We start from the raw sequence: 25,799 nt of genomic DNA, 5'->3' as shown, positions 1-25,799 counted from the left end.
GGGGCAGATGGTGCCAGCTGACGCCATGGTTTCATCCTGCACCGAACAGTCCCCTCTCCCCTTGGAGCGGGGCGCGCAGCCAGGGTTAGGGTGAGGGCCGATCAGAGCGCAGAACTCACAGGTAGGATCTTATCCGCGAAGGGATCGACGCCACGCCAATCCCTGCCTGCTCAAATCGGCGGCGCCGAGCGCAACATCACCGACTTCAGCGCAAAGGCCGACTTGATCCCCGCCACCCCCGGAATCTGCGTCAGCGTATTGGTCAGGAACAGCTGGTACGCCGACAGGTCCTTCACCACCACCCGCAGCACGTAATCCGCGTCCCCGGTCATCTGGAAGCAGCTCATCACCTGGGGCGCCTGGACGATGCGTTCCTCGAATCGCGCGAGGTAGTCGCCCGTCTGTTTCTCCAGGGACACCGAGACGAACACGCTCATGCCGCCGGACAAGCGTTCCTCGTCGAGGCGTGCGAAATAACCCTGGATGTACTGTTCTTCCTCCAGACGGCGCACCCGGCGCAGGGTCGGGGTCAGCGACAGGCCGATCTTCTGCGCGAGATCGCGCCAGGACAGGCGGCCATCGTCAGCCAGGGCGCGGAGGATTTTCAGGTCGGTGCGGTCTAGATCAGCCATTTTACCCAGTACTACAAGTGGTTGTTTTTATGGTTCAAACACACTAATCCGTAAGCTTTGAACTAGTCAATTTGGAGCAAAAAACCAAGCGGTCACACCTATACTGAATCCACAACTACAACAACCGAGGACCTCACCATGAGTGATGTCACCACCCGCTGCGCGACCCTGCGCGGCACCTGCACCGTAGCCCGACCCGGCCGGGTGCGCCCGCCAGGCTTGGCCTCTTCCGTTCGCTGATCCACACCCAACGATCACAACTGGAGACCCGCCATGACCGAATACGCTCCGCTCCGCCTGCACGTCCCCGAACCCACCGGACGCCCGGGCTGCAAGACCGACTTCTCCTACCTGCATCTCTCGCCCGCCGGCGAGGTGCGCAAGCCCGCCATCGACGTCGAACCTGCGCAGACCACCGACCTGGCTTTCAGCCTGGTGCGCGTTCTCGACGATCAAGGCAACGCCGTCGGCCCCTGGGCCCCGGACCTGAGCCACGAGCAACTGCTGCGCGGCATGCGCCTGATGCTCAAGACGCGCATCTTCGACGCGCGCATGCTCACCGCCCAGCGCCAGAAGAAGATGTCCTTCTACATGCAGTGCCTGGGTGAAGAGGCCATCGCCACCGCCCACACCATGGCCCTGCGCGACGGCGACATGACCTTCCCGACCTACCGTCAGCAAGGCATCCTGATCACCCGCGACTACCCGCTGAAAGACATGATCTGCCAGTTGCTCTCCAACGAGCAGGACCCGCTCAAGGGCCGCCAGCTGCCGATCATGTACTCCAGCCGCGAGAAGGGCTTCTTCTCGATTTCCGGCAACCTCGCCACCCAGTTCATCCAGGCCGTCGGCTGGGGCATGGCCTCGGCGATCAAGGGCGACACCAAGATCTCGTCCGCCTGGATCGGCGACGGCGCCACCGCCGAATCCGACTTCCACACCGCCCTCACCTTCGCCCACGTCTACCGCGCGCCGGTGATCCTCAACGTGGTCAACAACCAGTGGGCGATCTCCACCTTCCAGGCCATCGCCGGCGGTGAAGGCACCACCTTCGCCAACCGTGGCGTGGGTTGCGGCATCGCTTCGCTGCGGGTGGACGGCAACGACTTCCTCGCCGTGTACGCCGCCTCGCAGTGGGCCGCCGAGCGCGCCCGCCGGGGCCATGGGCCGAGCCTGATCGAGTGGGTCACCTATCGCGCGGGTCCGCACTCGACGTCGGACGACCCGTCCAAGTACCGCCCGGCCGACGACTGGACCAACTTCCCCCTAGGCGACCCGATCGCCCGCCTGAAGCAGCACCTGATCGCGCTCGGCATCTGGTCCGACGAGCAGCAGGAAGCGCTGCAGAAGGAACTGGAAGCCGAAGTGATCGCCGCGCAGAAAGAGGCCGAACGCCACGGCTCGCTGGTGGATGGCCACGTGTTCAGCGCCGCCAACCTCTTCGATGACGTCTACAAGGACCTGCCGGAACACCTGCGCCGGCAGCGCCAGGAGCTCGGGGTATGAATGCCGTGAACCAGCAACACGAGAACGCCCAGGCGGTCACCAGCATGACCATGATCCAGGCCCTGCGCTCGGCCATGGACGTGATGCTCGAACGTGACGACAACGTGGTGGTGTTCGGCCAGGACGTGGGCTACTTCGGCGGTGTGTTCCGCTGCACCGAAGGCCTGCAGAAGAAGTACGGCACCTCGCGGGTGTTCGACGCGCCGATTTCCGAGAGCGGCATCATCGGCGCCGCCGTCGGCATGGGCGCCTACGGCCTGCGCCCGGTGGTGGAAATCCAGTTCGCCGACTACGTCTACCCGGCCACCGACCAGTTGGTCTCGGAAGCCGCGCGCATCCGCTACCGCTCGGTGAACGACTTCACCGTGCCCATGGTGGTACGCATGCCCTGCGGCGGCGGCATCTACGGCGGGCAGACCCACAGCCAGAGCCCGGAGGCGATGTTCACCCAGGTTTGCGGCCTGCGCACCGTCATGCCGTCCAACCCGTACGACGCCAAGGGCCTGCTGATCGCCTGCATCGAGAACGACGACCCGGTGATCTTCCTCGAACCCAAGCGCCTGTATAACGGCCCGTTCGACGGCCACCACGACCGCCCGGTGACGCCCTGGTCCAAGCACCCGGCCAGCCAGGTGCCAGAGGGTTACTACAGCGTGCCGCTGGACAAGGCCGCCATCGCCCGTCCGGGTTCCGAACTGACCGTACTGACCTACGGCACCACCGTCTACGTGGCCCAGACCGCCGCCGAGGAGACCGGCATCGACGCCGAGATCATCGACCTGCGCAGCCTCTGGCCGCTGGACCTGGACACCATCGTCGAGTCGGTGAAGAAGACCGGCCGCTGCGTCATCGTCCACGAGGCCACCCGCACCTGCGGCTACGGCGCCGAGCTGATGTCGCTGGTACAGGAACACTGCTTCCACCACCTCGAAGCACCGATTGCCCGCGTCACCGGTTGGGACACCCCCTACCCGCACGCCCAGGAATGGGACTACTTCCCCGGCCCGGCTCGCGTCGGTGCTGCCTTCAAACGCGCCATGGAGGTCTGAATGGGCACTCACATCATCAAGATGCCGGACATCGGCGAAGGTATCGCCGAAGTCGAGCTGGTGGAGTGGCACGTCCAGGTGGGCGACGAGGTCCATGAGGACCAGCTGCTGGCCGAAGTCATGACCGACAAGGCCACAGTGGAGATTCCCTCGCCCGTGGCCGGGAAGATCCTCGCGCTCGGCGGTGTGCCGGGCCAGGTGATGGCCGTGGGCGGTGAGCTGATCCGCCTGGAAGTGGAAGGCCAGGGCAACCTCAAGCAAGCCGCGCAACCCAAGGCCCATGAAGAAGCACCGGCCAGGCAGGAAACCAAGCCCGCACCGGCGGCCGAGGCGCCCAAGCCGGCACCGCGCGCCGAGAACAAGCCGGTCGCCCCGGCTGCCCGCCCTGCCCCGACGCCGGCTCCGCGCCGCGCACCGGGCGAGAAGCCGCTGGCCTCGCCGGCGGTGCGCCAGCGCGCCCGCGACCTGGGCGTGGAACTGCAGTTCGTGCAGGGCAGCGGCCCGGCCGGACGCATCCTCCACGAAGACCTGGAGCACTACCTGGAACACGGCGGTGCCACCATCGCTTCCGGCTATGCCGCGCGCCACGACGAGCACCAGATCCCAGTGATCGGCCTGCGCCGCATGATCGCCAAGAAGATGGCCGAGGCCAAACGGCGCATCCCGCACTTCAGCTACGTCGAGGAAATCGACGTTACCGATCTGGAAGCCCTGCGCGTCCACCTCAACGCCAAGCACAGCGCGGCACGCGGCAAGCTCACCCTGCTGCCCTTCATCGCCCGCGCCATGGTCGTCGCCCTGCGCGACTTCCCGCAGCTCAACGCGCGCTATGACGACGAGGCCGACGTGATCACCCGCTACGGCGCGGTGCACCTGGGCGTCGCCACCCAGAGCGACAACGGCCTGATGGTGCCGGTGCTGCGCAACGCCGAGTCCCGCGACCTGTGGGGCAACGCCGCGGAAGTGGCGCGCCTGGCCGAGGCCGCGCGCCATGGCAAGGCCAGCCGCGAGGAACTCTCCGGCTCGACCATCACCCTGAGCAGCCTCGGCGCCCTGGGCGGCATCGTCAGCACGCCGGTGATCAACCATCCGGAAGTGGCCATCGTCGGCGTCAACCGCATGGTCGAGCGGCCCATGGTGATCAACGGCCAGGTGGTCGTGCGCAAGATGATGAACCTGTCCTCGTCCTTCGATCACCGGGTGGTCGACGGCATGGACGCGGCGGCTTTCATCCAGGCCGTGCGCGCCCTGCTCGAACATCCCGCCACCCTGTTCATCGATTGATAGCCGGAGCGCTGACGTGAAACAGAACCAGACTCTCGAAACCACCCTGCTGGTGATCGGCGGCGGCCCCGGCGGCTACGTCGCGGCGATCCGCGCCGGCCAGCTGGGCATCCGCACCGTGCTGGTGGAAGGCGCCTCCCTCGGCGGCACCTGCCTGAACATCGGCTGCATCCCCTCCAAGGCGCTGATCCACGCCGCCGAGGAATACCTCAAGGCCCGCGAGTTCGCCGGCAAGTCGCCGCTGGGCATCAGCGTGCAGGCGCCGAGCATCGACATCCAGCGCACCGTGGAGTGGAAGGACGGCATCGTCGACCGCCTCACCACCGGCGTCGCCGCGCTGCTGAAGAAGCACGGCGTCACCGTGGTGCACGGCTGGGCGAAGATCGTCGATGGCAAGACCGTGGAAGTGGATCTGGCCGAAGGCGGCACCCAGCACATCCATACCGAACACATGTTGCTGGCGGCTGGTTCGAAATCCGTGGAGCTGCCCTTCCTGCCGGTAGGCGGCAACGTGATTTCCTCCACCGAGGCCCTGGCACCCAAGGCGCTGCCCAAGCGCCTGGCGGTGGTTGGCGGCGGCTACATCGGCCTGGAACTGGGCATCGCCTACCGCAAGCTGGGCGTCGAAGTGACGGTGGTGGAAGCGCAGCCGCGCATCCTCCCGACCTACGACGAAGAGCTGACCAAGCCGGTAGCGGGCGCCCTGCGCAAGCTCGGCATCGAGCTGTACCTGGGTCACAGCGTCATGGGCCTGGAGCCCGACGGCAAAGGCCTGCGCGTACAGGATGGCGCCGGCTCGCAACGGGTGATCGAGACCGACCAGGTGCTGGTCGCCGTCGGCCGCCATCCCAATGCCACGGGCTGGAACCTGGAAAGCCTGAGCCTGGACATGAACGGCCGCGCCGTGAAGATCGACGAGCAGTGCCGGACCTCCATGCGCAATGTCTGGGCCATCGGCGACATCGCCGGCGAACCCATGCTGGCCCACCGCGCCATGGCCCAGGGCGAGATGGTCGCCGAGATCATCGGCGGCAGGCGCCGCGCCTTCACCCCCACGGCGATCCCGGCAGTGTGCTTCACCGATCCGGAAGTGGTGGTGGTCGGCCTCTCGCCCGAACAGGCGAAGGCTGCAGGCTATGAAGTGCTGACGGCGAACTTCCCGTTCGCCGCCAACGGCCGCGCCATGACCCTGGAGTCCAACGACGGCTTCGTCCGCGTGGTGGCGCGCAAGGACAACCACCTGATCCTCGGCTGGCAGGCCGTGGGCAAGGCGGTCTCGGAGCTGTCCACGGCCTTCGTGCAGTCGCTGGAAATGGGCGCCTGCCTGGAAGACATCGCCGGCACCATCCACGCCCACCCGACCCTGGGCGAGGCGGCGCAGGAAGCGGCCCTGCGCGCACTGGGGCATGCCCTGCACATCTGATCCGACTTCCCCCTCGTTGACCCGCCGATTGGCGGGTCTTTTTTTGCCCGGTGGATTTACGCCGGACGGGGCGCGGGTATGGCACGCTCCTGGAGCATCGTAGGGCGCATAACCCGGAACGGGTTATCCGCCGCAGGCTTTGCGGCGGATATCGCTGCGCGTTAATCGCCCTACATTCGACCGATCACCGCACAGCATTTGATCTCCTGCACTTTCCTGCCTCGACCGTCACTCCCATCACAATCGTCGACTTTCTCGCACGTAATGCCACTTATCCTGGCATTTATCCGCATCATCCATTGATTCTGCCGTCCATTGACAAAATTAACCATTTGGTACATTTTGCTCCTACAGGCCTTTATAGCGGCCATATAACAACGGAGCCATCCACCCTCATGCCTCACACCCTTCTCGTGCTCAACGGCCCCAACCTCAATCTGCTGGGCGCCCGCGAGCCGGCCACCTACGGCCACGAAACCCTCGACGACATCGCCGCGATCTGCGAGCGCACCGGCGCTGAGCATGGCCTGGAGATCGACTTCCGCCAGACCAACCACGAAGGCCAGTTGATCGACTGGATTCACCAGGCGCGCGGTCGCTGCGCGGGCATCCTGATCAACCCGGCGGCCTGGACCCACACCTCGGTAGCCATCCGCGATGCGCTTGCCGCCGTGGAGCTGCCGGTCATCGAGGTACACCTGTCCAACGTGCACGCGCGCGAGGAATTCCGGCGTCACTCCTTCGTTTCCGGCATCGCCGTCGGCGTCATCGCCGGGCTGGGCAGCGACGGTTATCGCGCCGGCATCCGGCACTTCTCCAAACTGCTGAAAGGGTGAGCGCGATGAATAAACAACGCACCGTATTGGCCGGCCTGATCGGCGCCGGCATCCAGGCTTCGCGCACCCCGGCCATGCACGAACGCGAAGGCGACGCCCAGGGCCTGCGCTACCTGTACCGGCTGATCGACCTGGACGTGCTGGGCGTCGATGCCGGCGCCCTGCCCGACCTGCTCACCGCCGCTGAGCGCATGGGCTACACCGGGCTGAACATCACCTTCCCCTGCAAGCAGGCGGTCATTCCGCTGCTCGATGAGCTGTCCGACGAGGCGCGCGGCATCGGCGCGGTGAACACCGTTGTATGGCGGGACGGCAAGCGCATTGGCCACAACACCGACTGCCTCGGCTTCGCCGAAGGCTTCCGGCGCAACCTCAGCGATGCGCCGCGCGAGCGCGTGGTGCAACTGGGTGCGGGCGGCGCCGGCGCAGCGGTGGCCCATGCGCTGCTCAGCGAAGGCGTGGGGCAGTTGACTCTCTTCGAAGTGGATTCAGCCCGCGCCCAGGCGCTGGTGGACAACCTCAACGCGCACTTCGGCGGCCAGCGTGCTCGCGTCGGTCATGATCTTGCCGGCGCGATTGCCGAGGCTGACGGGCTGGTCAACACCACCCCGGTGGGCATGGCCAAGCTGCCCGGCGCGCCGCTGCCGCTGGAGCTGCTGCACCCGCGCCTGTGGGTGGCGGAGATCATCTATTTCCCGCTGGAGACCGAACTGCTGAAACACGCCCGCAGCCTGGGCTGCCGCACGCTGGATGGCGGCAACATGGCGGTGTTCCAGGCGGTGAAGGCGTTCGAGCTGTTCAGCGGCGTCGCGGCGGATGCCCAGCGAATGTTGGCGCATTTCGCAGTAATGTAATTCCGCACCTTGCGTAGGGCGTACAACCGTTCGCGGTTGTACGCCGTCTCACCATCAGTTGCCGTGAGCGCTCAGTTCGGGTCTCGCGTGGCCTGACGCAACGGTTAAACGGCGTATAACCTCGAAGGTTATACGCCCTACGGTATTGGCCGGTGGTTGCGCAGTGCGCTGAAGGATTTCGCGAACAGCCCCGCTCCGATTCAAACCGGCTTACGGCTGGATAAACCGCAACACCGCCTCGATGATCATTTCCTTGTGCCGCGCCTTCACCGCCGGATCTTCCAGTTCGATCTGGAACAGCGAGCCGACGGTGTGTCGGTTGGACACGCGGTAGAAGCAGAACGAGCTGATCAGCATGTGCACGTCGATCGCCTGCAGCCCCTCGCGGATCACGCCGCTGGCGGCGCCGCGACGGAGGATGTCCTCGATGGTGCGCAGGATGTTGCTGCTCATCGAGCGTATGGTTTCCGAGCCCGAGGCGAACTGGCCGTAGTGGATGTTCTCGATGCAGACGATGCGCACGAAGTCGACGTTGCGGTCGTGGTGGTCGAAGGTGAAGTCCACCAGACGGCGCATGGCCTCCAGCGGTTCCAGTTCGGCCAGGTGCAGGGTCTGCTCGGTGCCACGAATGTCCCCGTAGAGCTTTTCCAGCACCGCCTGGTAGAGCTGCTCCTTGCTGCCGAAGTAGTAGTAGATCATCCGCTTCGAGGTGTTCATGCGCTCGGCGATGGCGTCTACCCGCGCACCGGAGAGCCCCTGCTGGACGAACTCGACGATGGCCGCCTGGAGGATGTCTTCGCGGGTCTTCTCCGGGTTGTTCTTGCGGCCCCGGCGTGCGGTGTCGGCGGGGATCGGCTGGGTGGCGCTGTCAGTCATGGGCTCGGGTGTCGTTGGGCCGGCGCCAAGGGTGCCGGCTGTAAGCGGGTAGGTGCGCGGATTATGCGACCCGAGCCCGCCCGAGGCCAAGCGGTGCCGAGTCAGGCCCGTGGCCGGCGCGTGGTGCCGTTGCGCGCCTGGGCCATGGCCGCCAGGCGCACGGCAACGTTGGCCGCGCCGTAGCCGGCGTAACCACCGCGACGCTGGATGATCTCGAAGAAGAAGCGCTCCTCGAACGGCTCGGTGTACACGTGGAACAGCTCGCCGCCACTGGCGTCGCGGTCGTAGAGCACGTTGAAGTAGGCCAGCTCGCTCAAGAACTCGTCGTCGAAGTCGAAGCGCGCGGCGAGGTCGTCGTAGTAGTTGAGCGGGATTTCCAGCAGCGGCACCCCCGCGTCCTTCGCCCGCTCCACTTCGGCGAAGATGTCTTCGCAGGCGAAGGCAATGTGGTGGACGCCGGAGCCACGATAGCTGGACAGCGCATGGGAGATCGCGGTGTTGCGGTTCTCCGAGATGTTCAGTGGCAGTCGCACGCTGCCGTTGGCGCTGCGCAGGGCGCGGCTCTTCACCAGGCCGTAGGGGTCGGGCAGCACCACTTCGTCGTCGGCCTCGAAATCGAACAGGCCCTTGTAGAACAGCACCCAGCTATCCAGGCCGTCCGCCGGCAGCGCCATGGCCATGTGGTCGATGCGCTGCAGCCGGCCACTGGGCTTGGCGCCGGGGTCGAGGCGGAAATCCACGTCGTAGATGGTCTGCCCGGCGGCGCGTTCTTCAACCAGGTAGATCAGGCTCCCGTCCGGTGCGCGCACGGCGGGAATCTCCCGCTCGTTGGGGCCGACCAGCCCGCGATACGGTTGGCCCTTGTAGGCCTGCGCGCGCTCCAGCGCGCTGGCGGCATCACGCACGCGCAACGCGGTGGCGCACAGTGACGGACCGTGGGCCTCGAAGAAGCTGTGGCCGAAGGAATAGGGTTCGGCATTGAGCACGATGTTGATGTCGCCCTGGCGCAGCAGGCTCACCGCCTTGGAACGATGTTCGCCGGCGCGGGCGAAGCCCAGGCGCTCCAGCCAGTTGCCCAGGCGTGCGCCGAGGGCTTCGTCCACGGCGAACTCGAGGAACTCCACGCCCTCCAGCTGGCTGGCCGGTGGCGGGGCGAACAGGCAGTCCAGTTGTTCCGGGGGCATGCCTTCGGTTTGCAGGCGTTCGCGGGTCTTCTCTTCGAGATAGAGCAATGAGCGCAGGCCGTCGGCGGCGTTGGCGCGCGGCGGCGCGGCGCGGAAGCCGTCGTTGAAGACCTCCAGCGACAGCGGGCCGCGATAGCCACTTTTCAGGATCGGCGCGAGGAAGCCGGCCAGATCGAACTCGCCCTGGCCGGGGAAGTTACGGAAATGCCGGCTCCACTCCAGCACGTCCATGGCCAGGATCGGCGCATCGGCCATCTGCACGAAGAAGATCTTCTCCCCCGGAATCTGCGCGATGCCGGCCGGGTCGCCCTTGAGCGAGAGGGTGTGGAAGCTGTCGAGGATCACGCCCAGCGCCGGGTGGTTCACCTCGCGTACCAGGTCCCAGACCTGCTGCCAGGTGTTCACGTGGCGGCCCCAGGCCAGGGCCTCGTAGCCCACGCGCAGGCCACGGGCGCCGGCGCGTTCGGCGGCAAGCCCGAGGTCTTCGAGGAGGAATTCGCGCTCGCCCAGGGAGTCGACGGCGACGTTGCTGCACATCAGCACCAGGTCGGTGCCCAGCTCCTGCATCAGGTCGAACTTGCGCTCCAGGCGGTCGAGGTTGCGCGGCAGGCGGTCACGGCGGCAGCCCTCGAAGTCGCGGAACGGCTGGAACAGGGTGATCGCCAGCCCCAGGTCGGCGCACAGCCGGCGCACGTCACGCGGGCTGCCGCCGTAGTAGAGGAGATCGTTCTCGAAGATTTCCACGCCGTCGAACCCGGCGGCGGCGATGGCTTCCAGCTTGTCCGGCAGAGTCCCGCTGAGGGAAACGGTGGCGATCGAACGCTGCATCTCATGACTCCTGCCGGGACGGGTTAGAGGTCTTGTCGGAAGGCTCCCCGGCTTGGCTCGATTATTCTGGCGGTCGGGGCTCGCGGCAATTTAAAGTGTACTAACTGGTTAGTTTTGTGTTCGATTACCGAACGGAAGGCCGTTTATCGAATTGACGCTGTTCTGGCCGCTGCTCAAGATTTAGCCACGTCGACGCATTCCGGCAGCCTCCCCAGGCACCTGCCTCTGCCCTGGAGAAGCCCATAAGCCGCTGCGAGATGGCCTGTGTGTCATCCATAACAATTTCAAGAACGGGTAACTGCTCATGTACATCCCTCACCCTCGCCCTACCGCCTCCATCCCCTATCCGCAAACCCGCCTGGCCCGCCTGATGCCAGGTCTGTGCCCGTTGCTCGGCCGCCGCCGCACGCACTGATTTTCGCCAGCCAACGCAATCCTTCTCGCCTTCCCCGCCGCCCGGCGGCGATGCACACGGATTGCGACACAACAATAATTCCCAAGGCTGCTCGCCAGCCTAGAAACGGATGGCCCCGATCATGATTCATACGCATTCCACTCCCCTCGCCGCCGTCGCGCCGCACGGCTCCTCCTTCTTCGGCAAGGTGCGTGGCGCCATGGCCGTCGGCAAGGTGCGCTGGGGCATGCTCGCCCTGGTGTTCTTCGCCACCACCCTGAACTACATCGACCGCGCCGCCCTGGGCGTGATGCAGCCGTTGCTCGCCGAGAAGATGGCCTGGACGGCCATGGACTACGCCAACATCAACTTCTGGTTCCAGGTCGGCTACGCCATCGGCTTCGTGCTGCAGGGCCGGCTGATCGACCGCATCGGCGTGAAGCGCGCATTCTTCTTCGCCGTGCTGCTGTGGAGCTTCGCCACTGGCGCCCACGGTCTGGCCAGCTCGGCGGCGGGCTTCATGGTCTGCCGCTTCATCCTCGGTCTGACCGAGGCGGCCAACTACCCGGCCTGCGTGAAGACAACCCGCCTCTGGTTCCCGGCCGGCGAGCGCGCCATGGCCACCGGCATCTTCAACGCCGGCACCAACGTCGGCGCCATGCTTACCCCGGCCCTGCTGCCGCTGATCCTCGCGGCCTGGGGCTGGCAGGCGGCATTCCTCTGCATGAGCGCACTGGGCTTCGTCTGGGTGGTGCTGTGGGGCCTGAAGTACTTCAACCCCGAAGAGCACCCCACGGTGAAGCAGAGCGAACTGGACTACATCCAGGAAGCCGATGAGCCGCCGGCCGAGCGCGTGCCCTTCTCCGCCATCCTGCGCATGCGCGGCACCTGGGCCTTCGCCCTGGCCCTTTCGCTGACCGCACCGGTGTTCTGGTTCTACCTCTACTGGCTGCCGCCCTTCCTCAATCAGCAGTACGGCCTGGGCATCAGCGTCACCCAGATGGGCATCCCGCTGATGCTGATCTGGCTGACCGCGGACTTCGGCAGCATCGGTGGCGGCATCCTGTCGTCCTGGCTGATCGGCCGCGGCATGAACGCCATCAATGCGCGCCTGCTGTCGATGTTCATCTGCGCCTGCGCCATCATCGGCGTGATCTTCGCCGCCAAGGCCAGCGGCCTGTGGATCGCCGTGGCCGCCATCGCCCTGGGCGTGGGTGCGCACCAGGCGTGGACGGCGAACATCTGGAGCCTGGTGATGGACTACACGCCCAAGCACATGATGAGCACGGTGTTCGGCTTCGGCGGCATGTGCGCGGCGATTGGCGGCATGTTCATGACCCAGATCGTCGGCTACATCCTCACCGTCACCCACAACAACTACGCGATCCTCTTCACCTTGATCCCGACCATGTATTTCCTGGCACTGGCCTGGATGTTCTTCATGGCACCGCGCAAGGTGCCCGGCGCGGCGGAGTGATCTTGAAGCCGTGACGAAGAACCCCGCCAATCGGCGGGGTTCTTTTTTGTGCGCTCACTTATTCAGCGGCGTGAGCACCGGGGCCTTCTCGTCCAGCAGCATCCACACCAGCAGCTTGGCCGGTTTCTGGTTGCTGGCGTTGCGCGAGACCAGGTGCGGTGTGCTGGGCGCCTCGTACCAGGACTGGCCGGCCTGGTAGGTCACCGGCTTCTGCCCTTCCAGCTGCGAGATCACTGCGCCTTCGAGCACGTAGGCGAACACCGAGCCGCTGTGCACGTGGGCGCCGGATGCCTGTCCCGGTGCGTAGGAAACGGTGATCATCAAGCCCTTTTTGCCTGGCGCGTCGGGCATCTTGTGCTCCTGCTGGACGGTGACCTTCTCTTCGCCGGTGCCCTGGGCGAAGACCGGCAGGCTCAGGGCCAGAGAGAGGCCTGCGAACAGGAATTTCAGGGAAGTGGCTGCGGGCATGGCGGGTTCCTCGGGCAGTGGGGAGATGAGTCCACGCTACGCCCAGCGGGGGTGAGGGCCAACAGCCAATTCCGGGGAAGATCGGGGGGCCATTGGTGGCAGCCGGTCAGCCGGTGCCGTGCGGGTTCGCGAGCAAGCTCGCTCCTACGAAGAGCGCGCCGGTATTCCCTTGTAGGAGCGAGCTTGCTCGCGAACCGGCGCGCCAGCGCCCACAAAAAAGCCCCGCGCAAAGGCGGGGCTTTCGGCAGGACCGCGAATCAGCCGATCAACGCACGCAGGTCCAGCACCCCATCCTTGCGCGGCGGGCACCAGTAGTAGCCGCCGGTCAGCGGGCGGCTGAAGCGGTACAGGGCGTCGGTGATGCCGTCCTCCAGGCCGCTCATGCGGCGCAGTTGCACCTCGAAGGCGTCGAGCGTGCGACCGAAGGCGAGGAACATCAGGCCGGCATCCTGGTCATGGGTCCAGGGCATGGAACGGCGCACGATGAAGGCTTCGGGGTCGAAGCTTTCCTGGGCGGTGCGCTTGACGTGGGCAGACTCCGGCGCATCGTCCAGCTCCTCATTGTCGCTCAGGCGGCGGCCCATGATGTCGTCGCGCTCGGCCTGAGGCAGCGCGGCAAAATCCTGCAACTGGTGGCGCCACTGCTGGATGGCGGCGAAGCTGCCCCCGGCCAGGCCGCCCACGCCGTTGTCGACGATGGCGGCGGCGACGGCGTCGTCGTCCTGCGGGTTCTCGGTGCCGTCCTCGTAGCCGGTCAGGTCATGGCCGTCACCGTGGCGGAAGGCTTCGGTCAACACAGCCAGTTCCAGCGCCGGCGCCAGCAGCGCCTGCAATTGCTGGGTGCGCAGCAGCAGATCGCCGCGCTCCTCGCCGCGCAGCCAGACCCACAGGGCGTGCGGGGTGGATGGGTTGTCCACGCCGACTCCGGCGATCGCCGGGAACTCGCGCAACCCCTCGATGCCACGACCCAGCGCGCGCACCAGCGACTCACCGAAACCGACGACGGCCGACTGGCCATCGGCGAACTGCACCAGGCGATCCAGGGCGGCCGGCAGTTCCTGCAGCGAGGTCAGGTCGAAGAACAGGTGGCGGGCGTGGGCGGGAACCGGGGTGGCGAGAATGCCGGGCTGGTAGAGGCTCATGGTTGCATCCTTGAACGAAAGAGCGGCAATTCTAATCGCCGCGGGCGCGAATCCAAACCGCTCTGCATCACGGCGCGGCTCATTGCCTGGGCGTACCGGCGGGGGACGGCGCCCGACGGCTCCGCCGGCGCCGCCAGAACTCGAAGCCGCCACCCAGCAGCACGACGCCGAGCAGGATCGGCAGCCGGTAGGGCTTCAGATCGCCGAGCCAGCTTTCCAGCACCTGCCCGGCCCAGTAGCCGGCAGTGGCGAACAGCAGCGCCCAGCTGAATGCACCGAACAGGTTGATCAGCAAAAAGCGCAGCGGCGCTACCCGGCTGGCGCCGATCAGCAGCGGCCCGGCCAGGCGCATGCCGTAGAGGAAGCGCACGGCAAAGATCGCCAGCAGCGGATGGCGTTCGATCAGCCCGGTGACCCGCTCCACCGCCAGCCCCCGCCGCTGCAGCCAGGGCAACGCCCGTACCCCGGCGCGCCGTCCGGCCCAATAGAGCAACTGGTCCCCGCAGGCGCCCCCCACACACCCCCAGAACACCACCGGCACGAAGCCCATCAGCCCCTGGTGCGCCGCGAGGCCCGCGAGAAGGAGCATGGTCTCGCCCTCCATCAGGCAGCCGATGAACAGCGCCAGATAGCCGTAGCTGGAAAGCAGTTGCGCGAGGTCGAGGTGGTCGAGCATGAGCGTCCTTCGAATACTCCCAGAGCCAAGAGCCTAGCGCCTTGCAAGATGTTCTGCTTATCAAACAGGTGTCGTAAAAAATAATCGACTATCTGGTCATCCAGAATCGTTAGCAGCCAATCAAATCAATCCTTTAAGCGAACCATCCGTCCGGAGATGTAATTTTTTTTACTCATGAGCGATTCAAGTGTTTGACATATTTGACGGATTTGGCAGACTGCGGCCCGTTGACGCAACTGGTTACGTTTCTCCGGCTCCCCCTGCCTGGTGCACCGGATAACCGCTGCCGCGCAACACAACAAAAACAACTTGTCAGTCGCGGCACCTCTGCCCGGGCTCATCCCCGGCAGCCCGGTTCGCGGCGAGCCAACGGAACGAACAAATGCTGATCTGGTTTGTAGCGGTGTATCTGCTGATCACCGTAGCTGTCGGTTTCTACGCTACCACCCGCGTACACAATTCCTCGGACTACGCGGCTGCCGGCCGAAGCATGTCCTTCCCCCTCGTCGTCACCATGGTCTTCGCCACCTGGTTCGGCTCCGAAGCCGTGCTGGGCATTCCGGCCACCTTCCTCGAAGAAGGCTTCGCCGGGATCATCGAAGACCCGTTCGGCTCGTTCGGCTGCCTGATGCTGGTGGGCATGATCTTCGCCCGTCCGCTCTACCGCCTGAACCTGCTGACCATCGGTGACTTCTTCCGCAAGCGCTTCGGCCAGCACGTGGAAATTTTCACCAGCCTGGTGATCATCATTTCCTACATGGGCTGGGTCGCCGCGCAGATCACTGCGCTGGGCGTGGTCTTCAGCGTGCTGTCCGACGGCGCCCTGACCCCGGTTCAGGGCATGATCATCGGTACCGTGATCGTCCTGCTGCACACCCTGTTCGGCGGTATGTGGTCCGTGGCACTGACCGACTTCCTGCAGATGATCATCATCGTCGCCGGCCTGTTCTACCTGGTCTGGCTGATCGGCGGCATGGCCGGTGGCCCGGTCAACGTGATCAGCCACGCCGCCAGCGAAGGCAAGTTCACCTTCCTGCACGGCACCTCGGCCAAGGACATCGTCGCCTTCCTCGGCGCCGCGGTGACCATGATGTTCGGCTCGATCCCGCAGCAGGACGTGTATGCCCGCGTGATGTCGGCCAAGACCGAGAAGATCGCCTCGCGCGCCACCATGACCGGTGCCTGCTGCTACCTGACCTTCTGCATGCTGCCGATCTTCCTGATCTACGCCGCGCAGATGATCGATCCGGAGATGGTCAAGCACTGGCTGGCCGAAGACTCCCAGCAGATCCTGCCGCACCTGATCATGGAGCGTACCCCGCTGTTCGCCCAGATCATGTTCTTCGGCGCCCTGCTCTCGGCCATCATGTCCTCCGCCTCGGGTGCCTTGCTGGCCCCGTCGGTGACCCTGACCGAGAACATCGTCAAGCACTTCCTGCCCAACATGACTGACCGCCAGGCCCTGCTGGCCATGCGTTGCAGCGTGCTGGCAATGACCGTCGCCACCTGCCTGTTCGCCCTGCTGTCCAACGCCAGCATCTACGAGATGGTCGGCAACGCCTACAAGGTGACCCTGGTCGCCGCCGTGGTACCGCTGTTCTTCGGCCTGTTCTGGAAGCGCGCCACCACCCAGGGCGCCCTGACCGCCATCGCCTGCGGCCTGATCGGCTGGGTGTCGCTGGAGCTGGGCCACCAGGAAGGCGACTTCTGGCCGCCGCAACTGGTCGGCCTGATCTGCAGCGCCATCGGCATGATCGTCGGCTCCCTGGCTCCGCAGTTCAGCCAGCACCGTGGCGAGAGCGTGTCTGACATGACCGCCGCCGCTGCCGCTGGCAACTGATAGCCCGGTCGCTCGATAGATAAAGAAGAAGCCCCGCCCAGTGCGGGGCTTTTTTGTGGGCGGCTGGTTTTCGCCGGATTGCCGTTGCCACTGCAGGAGGGAGCCATGTCCACGATTCGTGCGACACAATCGCGGACGAAGTCCGCTCCTACGGGCCTGTCCCTGCGACAACCGTCATACTCCTGCCATCCACCCGCCGCACCGGCAGCGACTCCGAATCGAATCCATCGATACAGCAGCCATTCACGCTGAGCAGCGCCGGATTGCTGCGCCGCTGGTGATAGACGTAGATCCCGCACGTCCCGCAGAAATAATGCATCGCCACCCCGCTGTTCCAGCGGTACAGGCGCAACGCCTCCTCACCATGGGCGATACGGAACTGGCCCTTCGGCACGGTCGCCATCAGCGCATTGCGTTTCGCGCACAACCAGCAGTCGCAGCGCACCCGTTCATCCAGTTCCGCCTCGAAGGCGAAGGCCACCGCGCCGCAGTGACAGGTGCCGGTGTAATGCAGGGTTGAGTCCTCGTCATGGATCGCTCCAGCTTAGACGGACGATCAATTCGTGAATACAGATCAACTATCCTTTGCCGTTCAGCGCGTTTTTCTCAAGGGACCGAGTCGGGAGAATGCCGTCCATCGCATTCCATTATCCGGAGCCCCACCCCATGCCCCTCGCACTCCTGGCGCTGACCCTGAGCGCCTTCGCCATCGGCACGACGGAGTTCGTCATCGTCGGCCTGATTCCCACCATCGCTGGCGACCTGGGCGTCACCCTGCCCTCCGCAGGCCTGCTGGTCAGTCTCTACGCCCTGAGCGTGGCCATCGGCGCACCGCTGCTCACCGCCCTCACCGGCCGCATCCCGCGCAAGGCGCTGCTGGTCGGCCTGATGGCGCTGTTCACGGTCGGCAACCTGGTGGCGTGGCAGGCGCCCAGCTACGAATCGCTGATCATCGCGCGCGTCCTCACCGGCCTCGCCCACGGCGTGTTCTTCTCGGTCGGCTCGATCATCGCCACCAACCTGGTGAGCAAGGACAAGGCCGCCAGCGCCATCGCCACCATGTTCAGCGGCATGACCGTGGCCTTCGTCACCGGCATCCCGCTGGGCACCTTCATCGGCCAGCACCTGGGCTGGCGCGTGACCTTCCTGGTCGTGGCCGCGTTCGGCGTGGTCGCCCTGCTCGGCAGCCTGCTGTTCGTGCCGAAGAACATCCAGCACACCCCGCCGGCGCCGCTGCTGCGCCAGGCCCGCGTGCTGCTGCAACCGCGCCTGCTGCTGGTCTACGCGATGACGGCGGTGGGCTACGGCGGCTCGCTGATCGCCTTCACCTTCCTCGCGCCCATCCTCCAGGACCTGGCCGGGTTCAGCGCGAACATGGTCGGCGTGGTACTCCTGGCCTACGGTGTCTCGGTGGCCATCGGCAATATCTGGGGCGGTCGCCTGGCCGACAAGCGCGGGCCGGTGAGTGCGCTGAAGATCATCTTCGGCCTGCTGGCGGCGGTGCTGCTGGTGCTGACCTTCACCGCCGGCAACCCGTGGCTGGTGGTGCTCACCGTGCTGGCCTGGGGCGCCGTGGCCTTCGGCAACGTGCCGGGCCTGCAGGTGTACGTGGTGCAGCAGGCCGAGCGCGTGGCGCCGGAAGCGGTGGACGTGGCCGCCGGCTTCAACATCGCCGCCTTCAACCTCGGCGTGGCCGGCGGCTCCTGGGCCGGCGGCCTGGTGGTGAGCCACCTGGGCCTGGGCCATACGCCATGGATCGCCGCCGCGGTAACCCTCGCCGCCTTCGGCCTGACCGCCCTCAGCGGTCGCCTGGACCGAAGCCAAACCATGGAACCGTCCACCCCTGGCGCGGTTCCCACTCACTGATCGACCGCCCGCCATCAGCCGCCCCTCATGGGCGGCTTTCCCGTTTCCAAGGATTTTTCATGAGTGCAACCGACCATCTCAACGACTACACCCTCAACGACTATGCCGCCTGGACCTGGACGCCCGGCGCCAGCCTCGACGGCCTGAAGCTGGCGCGCCTGTCGCTGCCCGTCCCCGGCCCGGACGAGGTGCTGGTGGCCAACACCGCCATCGCGCTGAACCCGGTGGACTGGAAGATGATCGACTGGGGCCGCGACGACTGGCAGCAGGGCCAGGTGCCCGGCGTGGATGGCGTTGGCCTGGTCGTCGCCGTCGGCAGCGCGGTGAACCTGCGAGTCGGCACCCGTGTCGCCTACCACCAGGCGCTATCCCGTGGCGGCAGCTTCGCCGAATACGCCCTGCTGCGCGCCCACGCGGTGTACCCGGTGCCGGACGCCCTGGACGACGCCACTGCCGCCAGCCTGCCCTGCCCCGGCCTGACCGCCTGGCAGGCGCTGGACAAGCTGCCGGTCTGCGGCAACCGTGACGTATTGGTGACCGGCGCCGGTGGCGCGGTCGGCTACCTGCTCGCGCAACTGGCCGTGCAGCGGGGCTTGCGCGTGTGGGTGACGGCGGCGCCGAAACACCGCGAGCACCTGCTGCAATTGGGCATCGCCGGCGTCCTCGACTACCACGACGCGCAATGGCCCGCACGCCTGCACGAAGCCCTTGGCCCGCGCCGCTTGCACGCAGTGTTCGACACCGTCAGCGGCAGCCATGCCGCCAGCCTCGCTCCGCTGCTGGGCTACAACGGACACCTGGTGTGCATCCAGGATCGCCAGGAGAATGCCCCGCTGCCAGCCTTCAGCACGGCCCTTTCACTACATGAAGTGGCGCTCAATAGCATCCATGCCCACGGCGACGCGCTGGACTGGCAGGCACTGCGCCAAGCGGCTGCGAGCCTGATGCGCAGCGTTGCCGAAGGGCGCATGCAGGCACCGGCGAAGCAGTTCTTCGACTTTGCCGAACTGCCTGAGGCGCTGCGACGCTTGAAGTCTGGCGAGGGGAACGGTAAATGGATCACTCGTTTACCCGTGCCGGCGATCAACGTCTGACCGCCCCACCGATAGGTATCGCGTCGCTTTGAACTGCGCTTTTCGTAGGAGCGAGCTTGCTCGCGAACCAACCCCCGCTGCGATGCGGTTCGCGAGCAAGCTCGCTCCTACAGGGTCAACCATCTACCTGAGGAGAACATCATGGATCTAGGCATCAAGGGCCGCTGGGCTGTGGTCTGCGCCGCCAGCAAGGGGCTGGGCAAGGGCTGCGCCCAGGCGCTGGCCCGCGAGGGCGTGAACCTGGCGATCAACGCCCGCGACGTCGACACCCTCGCCGTCACCGCCGCCGAACTGCGCCAGCTGGGCGTGCAAGTGCGCGAAGTGGCCGGCGACATCAGCGCGCCGGAGGTACGCGCCGCGCTGCTGGCCGCCTGCCCGCAGGTGGACATCCTGGTCAACAACGCCGGCGGCCCGCCGCCCGGCGACTTCCGCGACTGGGAGCGCGAGGACTGGCTGCGCGCCCTGGACCTGAACATGCTCACCCCCATCGAGCTGATCAAGGCCACGGTGGACGGCATGGCCGAGCGCGGCTTCGGGCGCATCGTCAACATCACCTCCGGGGCGGTGAAAGCGCCGATCGACACGCTCGGCCTGTCCAACGGCGCGCGCAGCGGCCTCACCGGTTTCGTCGCCGGCCTCGCCCGCCAGCCCCGGGTGGCCGGCAGCAACGTGACGATCAATGGCCTGCTGCCCGGCTCGTTCGATACCGATCGCCTGCGCAGCGGCCTCCAGCGGGCCGCCGAGTTCAGCGGGCGTGACGAGAGTGAACTGGTGGACGCCGAGCGCAAAGCGATTCCCGCCGGGCGCTTCGGCACCGCCGAGGAGTTCGGCGCGTTCTGCGCCTTCCTGTGCAGCGTGCAGGCGGGCTACCTGACCGGGCAGAACCTGTTGCTGGATGGCGGGGCTTATCCGGGGACGTTCTGATTTTCGTGCGGTGCTGTTAAGAGCTCCCTCCCCCTGACCCTCTCCCAGAGGGAGAGGGAACTGTTCGGTGCAGGAGGAAACCTCACTGTCAGCCGGCACAGACGGCCCCCTCTCCCTCAGGAGCGGGGCGCGCAGCCAGGGCTGGGGTGAGGGCAGCCCGCGCGCAAATCCCTCCGTGGGAGCAGACTCCGCGTGGCCCCGCGCCTGCAAGAGCATCGCCGCAGGCGGCTTGTTCGCGAGCAAGAACCAGGCGTCCCCCTCGCTCCTACAGAAAAGCAACAGCTCCTGTCAGCCAACCCTCTACAATGCACCCCGCCGCTCCCCAACAGGCCCGCTGATGAAAGCCCACTCCGACGAACTCAAGACCTTCGCCACGGTGATCGACTGCGGCTCCATCACCGCCGCCGCCGAGCAACTGGGACTGACCCCGTCTGCGGTCAGCCGCGCGCTGTCGAAGCTGGAGGAGAAGCTCGGCACCACCCTGCTCAACCGCACCACGCGGCGGATGAAGCTCACCGAGGAAGGCGAGTTCTTCCTCGAACACGCGCGGCACATCCTTGAACAGATGGATGCCCTCGAGGAACGCCTCGCCCTGCGCCAGCAATCCCCCGCCGGACGCCTGCGGATCAACGCCGCCTCGCCTTTCATGCTGCACGCCGTGGTGCCGCACATCGGCGCCTTCCGCGAGCGCTACCCGGACATCGAACTGCAGCTCAACACCAACGACCTGAACATCGACCTGCTGGAACAGAGCACCGACATTGCCATCCGCATCGGCCAGCTCGCCGACTCCAGCCTGCACGCTCGCCCCCTGGGCAGCAGCCGGCTGAACCTGCTGGCCTCGCCGGAGTACCTGGAACGCCACGGCATGCCCGGCGACCTGGACGACTTGCTGGGCCGCACCCTGCTCGGCTTCACCCAGCCCGAGGCGCTGAACGTCTGGCCGCTGCGCCATGCCGGCGGCGACACCCTGGCGATCTCTCCAGCGCTCTCCGCCTCCAGCGGCGAGACCCTCCGCCAGCTGGCCCTGAGCGGCCAGGGCATCGCCTGCCTGGCGGGCTTCATGACGGGCGCCGATATCCGCGCCGGGCGCCTGGTGCGCGTGCTGCCGGAGCTGACCAGCGAACGCCGCCAGCCGATCCACGCGGTGTACTACCGCAACTCGCAGCTGGCCCTGCGCATCCAGTGCTTCCTCGACTTCATCCAGGAGCGCCTGGCGCAGTCGCAGGACAACACCGGCTGAAGCACGAAGAAATCCCGCAACCTCGGCAATCCTCGACCACACTGTTTTGACCAGCCCCGGCCCTGCGCCGGGGTTTTCGTCGCGTCGACACGGGGGGCCGGCATGCCATCGCTGCTGTTGTATCTGCGCGCTGTCATTCATCCGGGCAGGGACACCCTGCTGTTCGCCCTGCGCACCGTGCTGGCCGGGCTCCTGACCCTGTACCTGGCCTTCCTGCTGGACCTGGAGCAGCCCAAGTGGGCGACCATGACGGTGGTGATCATCAGCACCCCGCTGGCCGGCATGACCTTGCAGAAAAGTTTCTCCCAGGTGATCGGCACCACCATCGGCGCCTTCGTCGCGGTGGCGATCATGGCGCTGTTCCCGCAGGCGCCGCTGCCCTTCGTCGTCACCCTGGCGGCCTGGCTGGCGCTCTGCACCGCCGGCGGCACCCTGCTGCGCTTTACCCACTCCCACGCTTTCGTCCTCAGTGGTTTCACCGCGGTGATCGTCGCGCTGCTCGCCCAGCCCGCCCCGGACTCCACCTACACCCTGGCCATCACCCGGGTCACCGAGACCCTGCTCGGGGTGGCCTGTGTGACCCTGGTCAGCCTGTTCTTCGCCCGACCGCAGAGCGTGGCGCGGGGCTATTTCGCCAAGGTCGACCAGTTGATCCGGCTGATCGCCGTGCACGCTGCGGCAGTGATCCGTGGCGAGGAAGCCGAGGAGGATTTCCAGCAGCGGCAGATCCAGTTGCTGGGCGAAATCTCCGCGCTGGAGATGCTGCGCCGCCACCTGTACTTCGATGCGCCGCGCCTGCGCGGCGCCGACGAACTGGTGCAGCTGCTGGCCAACCAGCTGGTGCTGATGACCTCTCGGCTGGCCATCCTGCGCCGCCAGCGCAAGCTGATCGAGGCCCGCCTCACCGGGCCGCTCCCGCAGTCCGTGCAGCGTCTGCGCGAGGACGAGCTGGCCTGCCTGGAGGAGCTGGCCGAATACGGCCGCGCCCTGCCCGCCCCGGTGCGCAAGCGCATCACCCGCCTGCGCCAGCGCTTCGACGCCGCCGCGCGCCAGGCCGAGGAACTGGCCGACGGCCTGCCGACCTCGCTGCGTTCCCTGGCCTGGGCGCTGCGCATCGAGCAGGCGCGGCTGATGCAGCAGCTGGACGAGATGATCGAACTGAGCGACGCGATCCAGGACGGACGGCCGGGTAACCGCATCTCCCACCGGGGCCAGGCCCATTCCCTGCACCTGGACTTCCACCTCGCGGCGATGAATGCCAGCCGCGCCTTCATCGCCCTGTGCTGCGCCGGCTGGATCTGGGTGGAGACCGCCTGGGACGGCGCCCGCGCCGGGATGATCCTGGTGGGCATCCTCTGCTCCATGCTGGCGACCTTCCCGCGCCCGCTGCTGGCCAGCCAGGCGTACCTGCGCGGGCTGGCCCTGGCGCTGGTGGCGTCAGCGCTGCTGCAGTTCGTGCTGCTGCCCAGCGTCGGCGACTTCGAGATGCTCGCGCTGTTCCTCACCCCGCTGCTCTACGTGATCGCCGTCGGCCTGGCCAATCCGCAGACCGCCGGGATCGGCATCGGCCTGGGGCTCTCCACCTTCCTGCTGGTGGGCCCGCAGAACCAGGGCGCCTGGATCAACACCTCGTTGCAATGGTTCGAGTTCGCCGGCGGCTACGTCTGCGCCGGCGTGCTGGCGCTGCTGGTGTACGCCTGGGTGTTCCCGTTCGACGCCGACGCGCGCCTGCGCCGCCAGTCGCGGCGCACCCGCGCCGAGGTGCGCGCGGTGCTGCTGTCCAAGCCCAGCGAGGCGCGCCGCTTCCTGTTCGAGAGCCGCATGGTCGACCGCCTGGCGATCATGCTCGGGCTGCTGCCGGCGGCCCGCGACAGCCAGTCCGGCGAGCGTTTCCAGTGCAGCCTGGCGAGCATGACCCTGGGCGTGGTGCTGCACCAGTTGAGGCGCGAGAGCCTCAACCCCGACGGCTTGCCGGAGGCGCTGCGCGAACGCCTGTCTCTGGTGCTCGACGAACTCGCCGCCTGCCTCGACCAGCCCCCCGCGGCGCCCCTGCAACGAGTCTTGCAGGCCATGCGCGAGCTGGGCGCGGAGCTGGACGAGCTGCAAGGCCAGGACACCCACTCCGGCGGCGAGGCCATGCGCCCGCTGTTCGTCAGCGGCGTGGCGCTGCTGGTGGCCGCCGCCCTGCTGGAGCGCTTCCGCGACCTCTACAGCGAAGCCGCGCGCTTCCACGACGACCACGGGGAACAGCCGCTCCATGCCCGTTGATATCGAACTGGGCGGCGTCTACCTGCCGCCGCTGGCCCAGGCGCTGATCCTCGCCCTGCCGATCTTCCTGCTGCTGGACTGGGCGCTGCGCCGCCTCGGTGTGCTGCGTCTGGTCTGGCATGAGGCGCTGTTCGAGGGCGCGCTCTACACCTGCATCTGCGCCAGCCTGATTCTGCTCATGGGGGCTTTGCACTGACATGCTCGACGTCCGCAAGGCGATCCCGCCGCTGATCACTCTCGCCGTGGTGGCGCTCGCCCTGGTGCTGGGCAGCTACGCCTGGGTCTACTACACCCGCGCGCCCTGGACCCGCGACGCCCGCGTGCGGGCCGACGTGGTGTCGCTGTCGGCGGACGTCACCGGGCGCATCGTCGATCTGCGCGTGCAGGACAACCAGCGCGTGAACAAGGGCGACCTGCTGCTGCAGATCGACCCCGCCCGCTACGAACTGGCGGTGCAGCATGCCGAGCGCGCGGTGGAAGTGGCGCGGGCGGCGCTGGGCCAGTCGCAGGCGTCCATCGTCGCCAACCAGGCGCTGCTGCGTCAGCGCCAGAGCGAGGAAGTCCGCCGGCGGGAGCTGAAGGCACGCTCGGCGATCTCCAACGAGGAATGGGAAAAGGCCAGCACCGACGTCGCCGTGGCCGAGGCCCAGCTGCTGCGCGAACAGGCCAACCTGGGCCTGGCGCAGGCCAACGTCAGCCTCGCCGAAGCGACGTTGCGTCAGAGCCGCCTGGACCTGGAACGCACCCGCGTGCTGGCGCCGGTGAACGGCTACGTGACCAACCTGCTGACCCGCGCTGGCGACTACGCCACCGCCGGCGCAGCGCTGGTCGCGATAGTGGACAGCGACTCCTTCCACGTCAGCGGCTACTTCGAGGAAACCAAGCTGCCGCGCATCCACGAAGGCGACCGGGTCCGCATCGAGCTGATGAGCGGGGAGCGCTTCGACGGCACCGTGCAAAGCATCGCGTTTGCCATCACCGACCGCGAGAACCTGCCCGGCAGCCGCCTGCTGGCCAACATCAACCCGACCTACACCTGGGTCAAGCTGGCCCAACGCATCCCGGTGCGCATCGCCATCGACCCTGCCTACGCCGGGCGCGACCGACTGCGCGCAGGGACCACGGCCACGGTCAGCGTGGTGGAGTCCGAGCGCTAGAAAACCTTCGATTCATCGACTCCGTAGCACGTTTGTCACTCCAACCGGTCAACATGAGCCCATTCGCACTCTGACCAGGGATCGCTGTGACCCCCACGCACGCCGTACGATCCATCGCCAGAACCCCGTACCTGGCCCTTCTGCTGCTGACCGGCATCACCCTGGCGCTGTGCGCCTGGCGTTCGGTCCTCCCCGAGTCGCTGGACAACCCCAGCGGCAGCGCCTTCGAGCAACGCTGGACGCAGGGCCGGGTGATCCTGCTGATCCGCCACCTGGAACGCTGCGACCGCTCCAGCGCACCCTGCCTGGGCGCCGCCGACGGCATCACCCTGCGCGCCGCGGAGCTGGCCAGAGGCCTGGGCCAGTCCATCGCCCGCTACGGCCTGGCGGCCACCGACATCTACAGCAGCCCGCTGACCCGCACCGCGCAGACGGCGGACCTGATGTTCGAGCACACCGTCCCCCGCCAGGACTGGCTCTTCACCTGCAAGAACGAAGACCTGCTGGGACAGATCCGCCAGCACAAGGCCGCCCATCGCAACCTGGTGCTGGTGACCCACAGCGAGTGCTTCGACCGCCTGATGGATAATCTCGACAAACCCGAAGGCGAAACGCCCGAGTACGGCGAGACACTGGTGCTGTTCGACGACAACAGCCCCTCGCCGTGGATCGCCGGCGAGATCGAAGTGCCTGACTGGGCGGAGCTGACGCATCGACCGAATGCCGGTTAACGCCGGTTGAGGCGGCTGCCAGAAGCGTTTTTCTGTGCCATCTTTTG

The 25,799-nt window shown here is 66.7% G+C and carries 23 protein-coding genes; 16 read left to right on the top strand and 7 right to left on the bottom strand.

Going from position 1 to position 25,799, the window contains the following annotated elements:
- Positions 1-170: 170 nt before the first annotated feature.
- Positions 171-632 carry an Lrp/AsnC family transcriptional regulator gene (locus ACNFBT_RS20255; RefSeq protein WP_416752384.1) on the bottom strand — a complete coding sequence of 154 codons (462 nt, stop codon included), beginning with the start codon at positions 630-632 and terminating at the stop codon, positions 171-173.
- Between the two features lie 273 nt (positions 633-905).
- Between ACNFBT_RS20255 and ACNFBT_RS20250 the strand changes: the two genes are divergently transcribed.
- The 6 genes from ACNFBT_RS20250 (at position 906) to ACNFBT_RS20225 (ending at position 7,584) form a co-directional block, all read left to right on the top strand.
- Positions 906-2,138, top strand: coding sequence for a 3-methyl-2-oxobutanoate dehydrogenase (2-methylpropanoyl-transferring) subunit alpha (locus tag ACNFBT_RS20250; RefSeq protein WP_416752382.1), 1,233 nt, complete (start codon positions 906-908; stop codon positions 2,136-2,138).
- Complete coding sequence (locus ACNFBT_RS20245; protein WP_275607486.1) at positions 2,135-3,187, top strand: alpha-ketoacid dehydrogenase subunit beta; 1,053 nt, start codon at positions 2,135-2,137, stop codon at positions 3,185-3,187. Before ACNFBT_RS20250 ends, ACNFBT_RS20245 begins: the two co-directional genes overlap by 4 nt.
- Positions 3,188-4,471: a dihydrolipoamide acetyltransferase family protein gene (locus ACNFBT_RS20240; RefSeq protein WP_416752379.1), complete on the top strand. Its 1,284-nt coding sequence runs from the start codon at positions 3,188-3,190 to the stop codon at positions 4,469-4,471.
- Positions 4,472-4,487: 16 nt separating this feature from the next.
- Positions 4,488-5,894, top strand: a complete 1,407-nt coding sequence (gene lpdA / locus ACNFBT_RS20235; RefSeq protein ID WP_416752377.1) for a dihydrolipoyl dehydrogenase — start codon at positions 4,488-4,490, stop codon at positions 5,892-5,894.
- Positions 5,895-6,289: 395 nt separating this feature from the next.
- Positions 6,290-6,730 (top strand): type II 3-dehydroquinate dehydratase, encoded by a 441-nt coding sequence (gene aroQ / locus ACNFBT_RS20230; protein WP_416752375.1) that lies wholly within the window; start codon positions 6,290-6,292, stop codon positions 6,728-6,730.
- Between the two features lie 5 nt (positions 6,731-6,735).
- Positions 6,736-7,584, top strand: coding sequence for a shikimate dehydrogenase (locus tag ACNFBT_RS20225; protein WP_416752373.1), 849 nt, complete (start codon positions 6,736-6,738; stop codon positions 7,582-7,584).
- A 210-nt stretch (positions 7,585-7,794) separates the two neighbouring features.
- Here the strand turns inward: ACNFBT_RS20225 and ACNFBT_RS20220 are convergent, their stop codons facing one another.
- Positions 7,795-8,460 (bottom strand): TetR/AcrR family transcriptional regulator, encoded by a 666-nt coding sequence (locus ACNFBT_RS20220; protein ID WP_416752371.1) that lies wholly within the window; start codon positions 8,458-8,460, stop codon positions 7,795-7,797.
- Between the two features lie 101 nt (positions 8,461-8,561).
- Positions 8,562-10,472 (bottom strand): 3-dehydroshikimate dehydratase QuiC, encoded by a 1,911-nt coding sequence (quiC, locus tag ACNFBT_RS20215; RefSeq protein ID WP_416752369.1) that lies wholly within the window; start codon positions 10,470-10,472, stop codon positions 8,562-8,564.
- Positions 10,473-11,008: 536 nt separating this feature from the next.
- Between quiC and ACNFBT_RS20210 the strand changes: the two genes are divergently transcribed.
- Positions 11,009-12,343 (top strand): MFS transporter, encoded by a 1,335-nt coding sequence (locus tag ACNFBT_RS20210; RefSeq protein ID WP_416752367.1) that lies wholly within the window; start codon positions 11,009-11,011, stop codon positions 12,341-12,343.
- A 54-nt stretch (positions 12,344-12,397) separates the two neighbouring features.
- Here ACNFBT_RS20210 and ACNFBT_RS20205 read toward each other — a convergent pair whose 3' ends face one another.
- The 3 genes from ACNFBT_RS20205 to ACNFBT_RS20195 form a co-directional block, all read right to left on the bottom strand.
- Positions 12,398-12,811 carry a cupin domain-containing protein gene (locus ACNFBT_RS20205; RefSeq protein ID WP_416752365.1) on the bottom strand — a complete coding sequence of 138 codons (414 nt, stop codon included), beginning with the start codon at positions 12,809-12,811 and terminating at the stop codon, positions 12,398-12,400.
- Between the two features lie 257 nt (positions 12,812-13,068).
- A complete protein-coding gene (locus ACNFBT_RS20200) occupies positions 13,069-13,953 on the bottom strand; it encodes a Dyp-type peroxidase (protein ID WP_416752363.1) in 885 nt (294 codons plus the stop codon).
- Between the two features lie 79 nt (positions 13,954-14,032).
- Positions 14,033-14,629: a DedA family protein gene (locus ACNFBT_RS20195; protein WP_416752361.1), complete on the bottom strand. Its 597-nt coding sequence runs from the start codon at positions 14,627-14,629 to the stop codon at positions 14,033-14,035.
- 382 nt (positions 14,630-15,011) lie between these two features.
- On the opposite strand from ACNFBT_RS20195, the gene ACNFBT_RS20190 reads away from it, so the two are divergent.
- A complete protein-coding gene (locus ACNFBT_RS20190; RefSeq protein ID WP_416752359.1) occupies positions 15,012-16,469 on the top strand; it encodes a sodium:solute symporter family protein in 1,458 nt (485 codons plus the stop codon).
- Positions 16,470-16,617: 148 nt separating this feature from the next.
- On the opposite strand, the gene ACNFBT_RS20185 is transcribed toward ACNFBT_RS20190, so the two are convergent.
- Entirely contained in the window at positions 16,618-16,950 is a 333-nt protein-coding gene (locus tag ACNFBT_RS20185) for a GFA family protein (protein WP_416752357.1), read from the bottom strand.
- 185 nt (positions 16,951-17,135) lie between these two features.
- Between ACNFBT_RS20185 and ACNFBT_RS20180 the strand changes: the two genes are divergently transcribed.
- From ACNFBT_RS20180 to ACNFBT_RS20145, 8 genes are all read left to right on the top strand, one after another.
- Positions 17,136-18,335, top strand: coding sequence for an MFS transporter (locus ACNFBT_RS20180; RefSeq protein WP_416752355.1), 1,200 nt, complete (start codon positions 17,136-17,138; stop codon positions 18,333-18,335).
- Between the two features lie 59 nt (positions 18,336-18,394).
- Positions 18,395-19,429, top strand: a complete 1,035-nt coding sequence (locus tag ACNFBT_RS20175; protein WP_416752353.1) for a zinc-binding dehydrogenase — start codon at positions 18,395-18,397, stop codon at positions 19,427-19,429.
- Between the two features lie 141 nt (positions 19,430-19,570).
- On the top strand, positions 19,571-20,353 hold the full coding sequence (locus ACNFBT_RS20170) for an SDR family oxidoreductase (RefSeq protein ID WP_416752351.1): 783 nt from the start codon (positions 19,571-19,573) through the stop codon (positions 20,351-20,353).
- Between the two features lie 337 nt (positions 20,354-20,690).
- Positions 20,691-21,596 carry a LysR substrate-binding domain-containing protein gene (locus ACNFBT_RS20165; RefSeq protein WP_416752349.1) on the top strand — a complete coding sequence of 302 codons (906 nt, stop codon included), beginning with the start codon at positions 20,691-20,693 and terminating at the stop codon, positions 21,594-21,596.
- 102 nt (positions 21,597-21,698) lie between these two features.
- Entirely contained in the window at positions 21,699-23,864 is a 2,166-nt protein-coding gene (locus ACNFBT_RS20160; protein ID WP_416752347.1) for an FUSC family protein, read from the top strand.
- Positions 23,854-24,060, top strand: coding sequence for a DUF1656 domain-containing protein (locus ACNFBT_RS20155; RefSeq protein WP_152222883.1), 207 nt, complete (start codon positions 23,854-23,856; stop codon positions 24,058-24,060). Before ACNFBT_RS20160 ends, ACNFBT_RS20155 begins: the two co-directional genes overlap by 11 nt.
- Position 24,061: 1 nt before the next feature.
- A complete protein-coding gene (locus tag ACNFBT_RS20150; protein WP_416752345.1) occupies positions 24,062-25,021 on the top strand; it encodes an HlyD family efflux transporter periplasmic adaptor subunit in 960 nt (319 codons plus the stop codon).
- Between the two features lie 86 nt (positions 25,022-25,107).
- Positions 25,108-25,752 carry a histidine phosphatase family protein gene (locus ACNFBT_RS20145; RefSeq protein WP_416752343.1) on the top strand — a complete coding sequence of 215 codons (645 nt, stop codon included), beginning with the start codon at positions 25,108-25,110 and terminating at the stop codon, positions 25,750-25,752.
- Positions 25,753-25,799 lie beyond the last annotated feature (47 nt).

The sequence above is a fragment of the Pseudomonas sp. NY15181 genome, assembly GCF_048068055.1.
Classification (GTDB): domain Bacteria; phylum Pseudomonadota; class Gammaproteobacteria; order Pseudomonadales; family Pseudomonadaceae; genus Pseudomonas.
The sequence above is the reverse complement of the archived record's forward strand: the minus strand, read 5'-3'. Positions and strand labels throughout refer to the sequence as shown.